Source organism: Candidatus Brocadia sapporoensis (assembly GCF_001753675.2).
Classification (GTDB): Bacteria; Planctomycetota; Brocadiia; order Brocadiales; family Brocadiaceae; genus Brocadia; species Brocadia sapporoensis.
Window position 1 is genome coordinate 1 of sequence record NZ_MJUW02000050.1, and the last position, 6,900, is coordinate 6,900.

Below are 6,900 nucleotides of genomic sequence, written 5' to 3' on the forward strand. Positions count from 1 at the left end.
TACAGAAAAAACCGTAATCTTAACCTGCAAAGATGGTTTCCCGTCGGTAAACCAACCAGTAAAGGCTAAGGTAGTGAGTGGTAAAAAATGCGTGACTGTTTCACCAACAGAGGCTTACACTGACGAAAATGGTCAGGCAACGTTTACCATTACTGCCACAAATAAGACGGGCACTGCAGTAGTACGATTCAAGCATAAAAATCTGATAGACGACGTAACGGTAAAGGTAAAAAAAGCACCGGGCTAAAAAGCATTTCTGACCGTTCTTGTTTGGGAATAGGTCAAATTGTTGTAAAAGTTCTAAGAAAAGGGGTGTCGTGTCGGAAGATACGGCACCCCTTTCTTTTGGATTTTTCAGTTAGACATGAAGGGTTAAACTGAATTTTTTCACATTGCTAATATGCCTGGCGACAATTATTTGCTGGGTGGTGGTTTATTTCCAGATATCCGTCATCAAACGTTTGAAATTAAAACATACTGGCAGGGGTATCATAATTGATTTTTAATCACTACCGCCCCGGCTCTTATGATATTGATGAAACATGGAAGCGGCAATTGATAATCAATAAAAATACCCTATACACAGGTGAATAATATCATAATTCCTGATGAGAATGATGCAAATTCGGGCATGAAATATCGTTTTAAGGATTGGAGGATATGGATTTCGACTGCATAAGCATGATGCACTGGTCTATAAAGGTGCGTGAGAGGTAGTTTTAATTATCAATGTAGCGTTTGAACGAAAATCTGCCGAAGGCTGATAATACAAAAGGAGAGGGCAAAAGAATAGAATAAAAGTATTGAATATATGAAAAGAGAAAGGTAAACTTGCGACAAAAAGAAAGGTATTGCTATCTGCAGGTATGAGGAAAAAGATAAATATCCGATTGTGCGTCAAGACAAACAAAGGACATTCAATAAAAGATGAGAGTTAGCGTAATCATTCCTACCTTTAACAGCGCGCAGACGATTGATGATACGCTTAGAAGCATTATGAGTCAGGACTGGCAGGACATGGAAATTATTGTGCAAGACGGAGGTTCCTTAGACGACACCAAGTCCATTGTTGAAAAATACCCAATTGCCATGTCGGGCTGGCAGTCAGAACCGGATCAAGGACTCTATGACGCCATGAACAAGGGCATCAGTCGCGCAACCGGTGAGGTTGTTGCCATTCTTAACAGCGATGATACATGGATGCCAAATACCTTAGAGCAAGTCGTCTCGGTATTTTCACGCAATCCCGATATCGGTATAGTCTCTGGATCTATAGAAGTGTGGGAAGATTTACCGAATGGAGCCGAAGTTATGTTAAAATCGAGTTTGGTTCATTTACATCAAGGGCTGACCATACAGCACCCGGCCACATTCGTACGACGAAGCGTGTATCATTGTATGGGTTTTTTTAATACACGTTATCGCATAGGCGCCGATTATGATTTTATTTTAAGATGTGTGCAGGCCAACATACCATTGGTAATTATTGATACTGTTCTCACCCGAATGCGGGCAGGTGGTAAAGGAAGTTCGAGTTTTAGTGTCGATAACTGGAGGATCCGGAGATCTCACAAGCTTTCTTCACCTGCCGGAGAAATTATTGCATGCGCAACTAGCTTTGCGCGATATGTGGTCAGACAGTTTCTTATAAGAGTTTTTGGGAAAAAATTCCTGTCAACCCTCAGAGGATACTCGTGGAACAAGCGGATATACCGGTAAAATATCCTTTCATTCTGCATGCAGATGTAGCCATGGCAGGTATTCACAGGGAAAGAGCAAAAGGAACGAGTTAGTTTTTTAAAAAACCCTCTGTATGAATAATGCTGCCCCTACGCGGCATGTCATACCCGGTTTTTATTGGAAATTTTCAAAAGACTAAATTGTTACCAAGAATTTAGTCTTTTGAAAAAACATGGCTTCTCAGCTATTTTATAACTCTGACAGGGTTCTGAAACCCTGTCAGAGTTGAACCAGCACGTGGGATTTACCTTACGTCGTCATGATGTTTCAAAAAACTAAAGTGTTACCTAAATTCTTACCTCTTTGCGATATATTTCCATTTTAATTTACTATCGAGAGTAAGCACGTAGAGGGTATTATCGTTTGAACCAAAACAAAGAGTGCAGGGTTGTAACTGCCGCAGAATAAAGAATGATGTCACCCGCGGTATACATCTGTCTTCAGTTTTCTTCCGGAGTGATTGCATACATTTTTCCCCAGGGGCCAATGTAAATTGCCCCCTTATTTCCAACATCGGGTGATGCGATTATTTCACAGGCTGATTGAAATACCCATTTTGTATAACTTTTTAAAGTGTTCGTCAGGGTTTCTTTATAAGCGCTCCGACTGTTTGCCGAAAACCTGCCCTGAACATTTGCCACAGAGTTTTATTACCTGTGCTGCCTGAATGGGCTTGCATCGAGAAAGAATAAATAATATGCTTTAAATGATAATTACTGGACAGATACTACTTTTACTCTGTATTGTTTTTAAATATAACAAAGCAAAAGAGTTTTTCTGTGTCGGGTAGGAAAATTCGCTTTCTTTAAGGGTTCGGTAGAAATATAATTTTGGTAAGAGGCCAATAAGTTTTGGACGGATAAATGAATATAATTGAAAGCAAGGTACGGAATGAAAAGGTTTGTTCGTTTTTTTAAGAGCATTAAGGTTAAGCTCATCTGCTATTTCATCCTTATGACGACACTGCCCATCCTGATCATAAGCAATACCGCTTACAACCGCGGGAAGCGGGCGTTAAACGACAGGGTAATTGAAAAGCTGACCTCGATTGCCGAATTAAAAAAGGCGCAACTGAGCAATTGGTTGCAGGAACGACTGATTGATATTGGCGTTCTCTCTACGAACAAATCCCTAGAAGTGTCGTTTTCTAATCTCCTTTACTTAAGAAAGGCATTCCGTTCCGTCGAGAAAATGAAGGAATCTGAAATTGGTGAGGTCTATTACAAGAGACTTTCGGAATACCTGAATAAACTCAAGGAAAAATTTGTTTACTGCAATGAAATATCGATGTTGGATATAGAAAACGGTGAGATTATGATGTCTACGACTGAATCAAATATCGGATTACTCGATGAAGATTACCCGTATTGTCTTGATGTGTTGGGAAGGAATGCTCTACCGTTTAAAGATATTCACTATTCGAAATACACAAAACAGATAGGAATGACCCTTTTTGGTACATTGAAAAAAACGGATCCGGTTACCATGGAGGAAACAGACGTGGTCAACGGTATTGTCATTATCCGTATTAATACAAATAACGCCATAGGATCATTGTTGCAGGATTGGCCAGGCAGCGGAGAAACGGGTGAGACACTCCTGGTGCGTCGCACAGGAGATCAGTTACTGTTTCTTAATAATACGCGACATCTTGCGGATACGTCACTAAAAGTAAGTATTCCCGTGAATTCAATAACGCCGGAATCTTTTATGCTAGATGCCGGAGAAGAGGGTATCATAAAAGTCATTGATCACAGAGGGATAGAGGTTCTTCTGGCTTTTCGTTATATACCCCAGTTGAAATGGGGGTTGATCGTAAAACAGGATACCTCTGAGGCCTTTAAGTCGATTACGGAATTGAAGAACCAGGTAATTACCCTGGCAATCGTAAGTGAGTTCATTATCGTTATCATCATTTTTGTTCTGGCACATGGAATTACCCATCCTATTTCCAGGCTGGTTCAAGGTGCACATGCAATCGGGAAGGGAAACCTTGAGTATCGTATTGCCATTAATTCTGAAGATGAAGTGGGCGTCCTCGCATCAGAATTTAACAAAATGGCCGAAAAGTTAGAAGGATCATATGCTGGGCTAGAACAAAAGATTCGTGAACGGACTGCACAATTGAGAGAATCTGAGGAAAGGTATCGGGAATCTATTAATCTCGCCAACGACGCTATTTTTACCTTGGATGTCGACTCTGCGCAGATCATTGATTTGAATAAAAAAGCTGAGGAGTTATCGGGCTGCTTGAAAAATGAATTTCATGACAAAAAGATATGGGAGATTGTCCCGGAATACGATCGTGAGAAGACAAGGCAATTATGGCTGACGATAAACGAGACCGGCTCCGGTATGCTGGATAACGTTGATTGTCAGCATGTTGACGGTGGGCTTACTCCTACAAGTATCAGTGCAAGCGTGATTGAATATGGGAAGAGGAAGTCCATTCAGTGGATTTGTCGGGATATTACCGAGAGAAAAAGAATGGAGTTGCAACTGATTCAAACCGAGCGGTTGGCTGCGGTAGGCGAGTTGGCTGCAGGTGTAGCCCATGAAGTAAATAATCCATTAGGAGGGCTGCAGAATTTTGTAAAAATGATGAAGAAGGAACCCGAAAATGTATTACAAAATCGGGAATTTCTGGATTTAATGTCAGAAGGTCTGAAACGGATTGAGATCATCGTAAAACAGTTGATGACATTTTCCAGACCATATTCTACGCACATGTCCAATCACCGTTTAAATGAGATTGTGGAAAATTCTTTACGATTTGTAGACCACCGAATAAAAGAGTCTGGTGTCCATCTGAAGAAGGAATTGTCTCTTGATTTACCAGAAATTTACGGTGACGCTGACAATATCTCGCAAGTCCTTATTAATATTATCGTCAATGCCCTGGATAGCATCTCGAAAGGTGGCAATCTGATAATAAAGACCGGGTATTGTGACTTTCATCCGTCAAGTATACAAGTTGCAATTACTGACACGGGGTCGGGGATTCCGGAAGAAATCCTCAATAAAATATTTAATCCGTTTTTTACCACAAAAGAGATGGGGAGTGGATTAGGTCTTGCAATTAGCAAGAGGATTGTTGACGACCATAATGGGAACATTGTGGTAAAGAGCAATCCAGGGGAAGGAACGACGTTTTATGTCTGTTTACCTGTGAGAAAGATAATGGTAACAACATGATGCAAAATATTAAGGAGTGTTAGTATGGGTGGCAGCAAAGTGTTGATTGTGGATGATGAAAAACTTATGAGAATATCCCTGGAGAGTCAGCTAAAGAAGGAAGGATATCACGTAAGATCGGTGGATAATGCGTTAGAGGGCTTAAAAATGGTTAAGTCTGAAGACTTCGACGTCGTGGTGACGGATTTAAGGTTGCCCGGCATGAATGGGATGGAGCTTCTCAAGGAAATTAAAAAATACAATCAGGAGATTGTTGTTGTTATTATGACGGCATTTGGTACCCTTGAAAGTGCCGTATCTGCAATTAAAGATGGTGCATACGATTATATTGCAAAGCCTTTTTCGACGGATGAATTGATAATCAAATTGCAGAGGGCACTCCATTATAAAAATACGGCAGCAGAAATAAATCGTCTCAGAGGTGAAATTCAAGCTGAGTTTGAGTTCTGTAATATTGTCGGAAATAGTGAATCGATGAAAAAGGTACTCGAGATTGTGAAGAGTGTTTCCGAAAGGGATACAACCGTTCTCATACGGGGAGAAAGCGGAACCGGAAAGGAAAAAATAGCTGGCGCCATTCACTACCACAGCGGTAGGAAGACAGGGCCATTTATCAGAGTAAGTTGCGCCGCACTGAATAGAGAAATCCTGGAGAGTGAGCTTTTCGGACATGAGAAAGGTGCATTTACGGGTGCAATTAAGATGCGTCGCGGTAGATTCGAGCTGGCGGATGGCGGATCAATTTTCTTGGATGACGTGGATGATATACCCTTGGATATGCAGGTCAAGCTCTTGCGTGTACTTCAGGAAAGAACATTTGAAAGGGTCGGAGGCGAAGAGACCCTTGGTGTCAATGTAAGAGTTATCTGTGCAACAAAAAAAGACCTTCTGGAGCGTGTAAAAGAAGGTTGCTTTCGGGAAGACTTATTCTACCGGTTGAATGTAGTGCAAATTGGCATACCACCATTACGGGAAAGAAAGGGGGACATACCGCTGCTGATTAATTATTTTTTAAAAAAATTTGTGTCACAATATGAAGATGCCTTACCGGATGTTTCACCAGAGGTAGAAGAAGTCCTGGTAGCCTACGATTGGCCAGGAAATGTAAGGGAACTTGAAAATGTTATTGAGCACGCAGTTGCATTTTCCAAATCGAAAGGCATATCATTAGAAACTCTTCCAGAGTATTTGAGAAAGTGTGATGCAAGCACAGATTTATTATCCATGGATTTATATAATAAGCAGTCGATAAACTTACAAGACGCGCTGACAGAAGTAGAAAAAAAACTTATCCAGTGGGCGCATCAAAAGACAAATGGCAATCAAGTCAAAATGGCTGAGATATTAGGCATCCCTCGCACGACACTTCGCAACAGGTTGGTGAAGCTACAGTCGTTTGACAAACCAATGCCTTAGCCCGGCTTTCGCAATTCGCAGCAAAAAAGTTTGTTTTCAGGTGAGAAGCGTCAGAAAAGCCACGATATTCAAAGGAGTGCTTTTGAAAACGGCTTGTAGCGCCGACCTACTCTATTGACACAAGCAAAGGAAAGTGCAAAAACGCCCGCATGTTTCTCCGGGAAAAGATACGAACGAAAGGCGGGAAAACCCACCGTTATTGGAACGTAGTAAAGCACCACCGGGTCAGCACGGGAAGAGTGGTGCAGCGGCAGATTCTCTCTTTGGGAGAACTCAATACAACACTGCAAGATATCATGTTTATATGATATTGGGTGTTACCCTTGATTTGTAACTTTGGCATGTTGAATTTTCTCTTAACCAATTACCTTTTCTCCATTCTGGTTCCAGAGACATTTACCCCGTTACGCTGAATATGATCCGTCTCACTGGAAACACCGACAATTAAGTTTGTCAGTATCACTCCTGTAACTTGCACAAATGAAATGAAATTCGGGTCATCGTGTAGTCGTGTGGGTTCTTTTATATCTCCTTGAGCATACAGGTAAG

At 41.2% G+C, this 6,900-nt stretch carries 6 protein-coding genes; 5 read left to right on the forward strand and 1 reads right to left on the reverse strand.

Annotated features, from left to right (window positions below; genetic code table 11):
• From BIY37_RS13395 to BIY37_RS13100, 5 genes are all read left to right on the forward strand, one after another.
• Positions 1 to 247: hypothetical protein (locus BIY37_RS13395; protein WP_179129283.1), on the forward strand; the 247-nt coding region annotated here is incomplete at its 5' end.
• A gap of 680 nt (positions 248 to 927) precedes the next feature.
• Positions 928 to 1,719 carry a glycosyltransferase family 2 protein gene (locus BIY37_RS04370; protein ID WP_070066616.1) on the forward strand — a complete coding sequence of 264 codons (792 nt, stop codon included), beginning with the start codon at positions 928 to 930 and terminating at the stop codon, positions 1,717 to 1,719.
• Positions 1,720 to 2,631: 912 nt separating this feature from the next.
• Positions 2,632 to 4,935: an ATP-binding protein gene (locus tag BIY37_RS04380; RefSeq protein ID WP_070066618.1), complete on the forward strand. Its 2,304-nt coding sequence runs from the start codon at positions 2,632 to 2,634 to the stop codon at positions 4,933 to 4,935.
• A 24-nt stretch (positions 4,936 to 4,959) separates the two neighbouring features.
• Positions 4,960 to 6,351, forward strand: coding sequence for a sigma-54-dependent transcriptional regulator (locus tag BIY37_RS04385; protein ID WP_070066619.1), 1,392 nt, complete (start codon positions 4,960 to 4,962; stop codon positions 6,349 to 6,351).
• Positions 6,352 to 6,484: 133 nt separating this feature from the next.
• Complete coding sequence (locus tag BIY37_RS13100) at positions 6,485 to 6,685, forward strand: hypothetical protein (protein ID WP_143299166.1); 201 nt, start codon at positions 6,485 to 6,487, stop codon at positions 6,683 to 6,685.
• 30 nt (positions 6,686 to 6,715) lie between these two features.
• On the opposite strand, the gene BIY37_RS13835 is transcribed toward BIY37_RS13100, so the two are convergent.
• A partial coding sequence (locus tag BIY37_RS13835; protein ID WP_230402434.1) for a hypothetical protein occupies positions 6,716 to 6,900 on the reverse strand: 185 nt, incomplete at its 5' end.

What these genes read in the sequence shown, in the direction of transcription:
- BIY37_RS04380 (WP_070066618.1), top strand. Translation starts at nt 2,632, where the DNA reads ATGAAAAGGTTTGTTCGTTTTTTTAAGAGCATTAAGGTTAAGCTCATC.
- BIY37_RS04385 (WP_070066619.1), top strand. Translation starts at nt 4,960, where the DNA reads ATGGGTGGCAGCAAAGTGTTGATTGTGGATGATGAAAAACTTATGAGA.
- BIY37_RS04370 (WP_070066616.1), top strand. Translation starts at nt 928, where the DNA reads ATGAGAGTTAGCGTAATCATTCCTACCTTTAACAGCGCGCAGACGATT.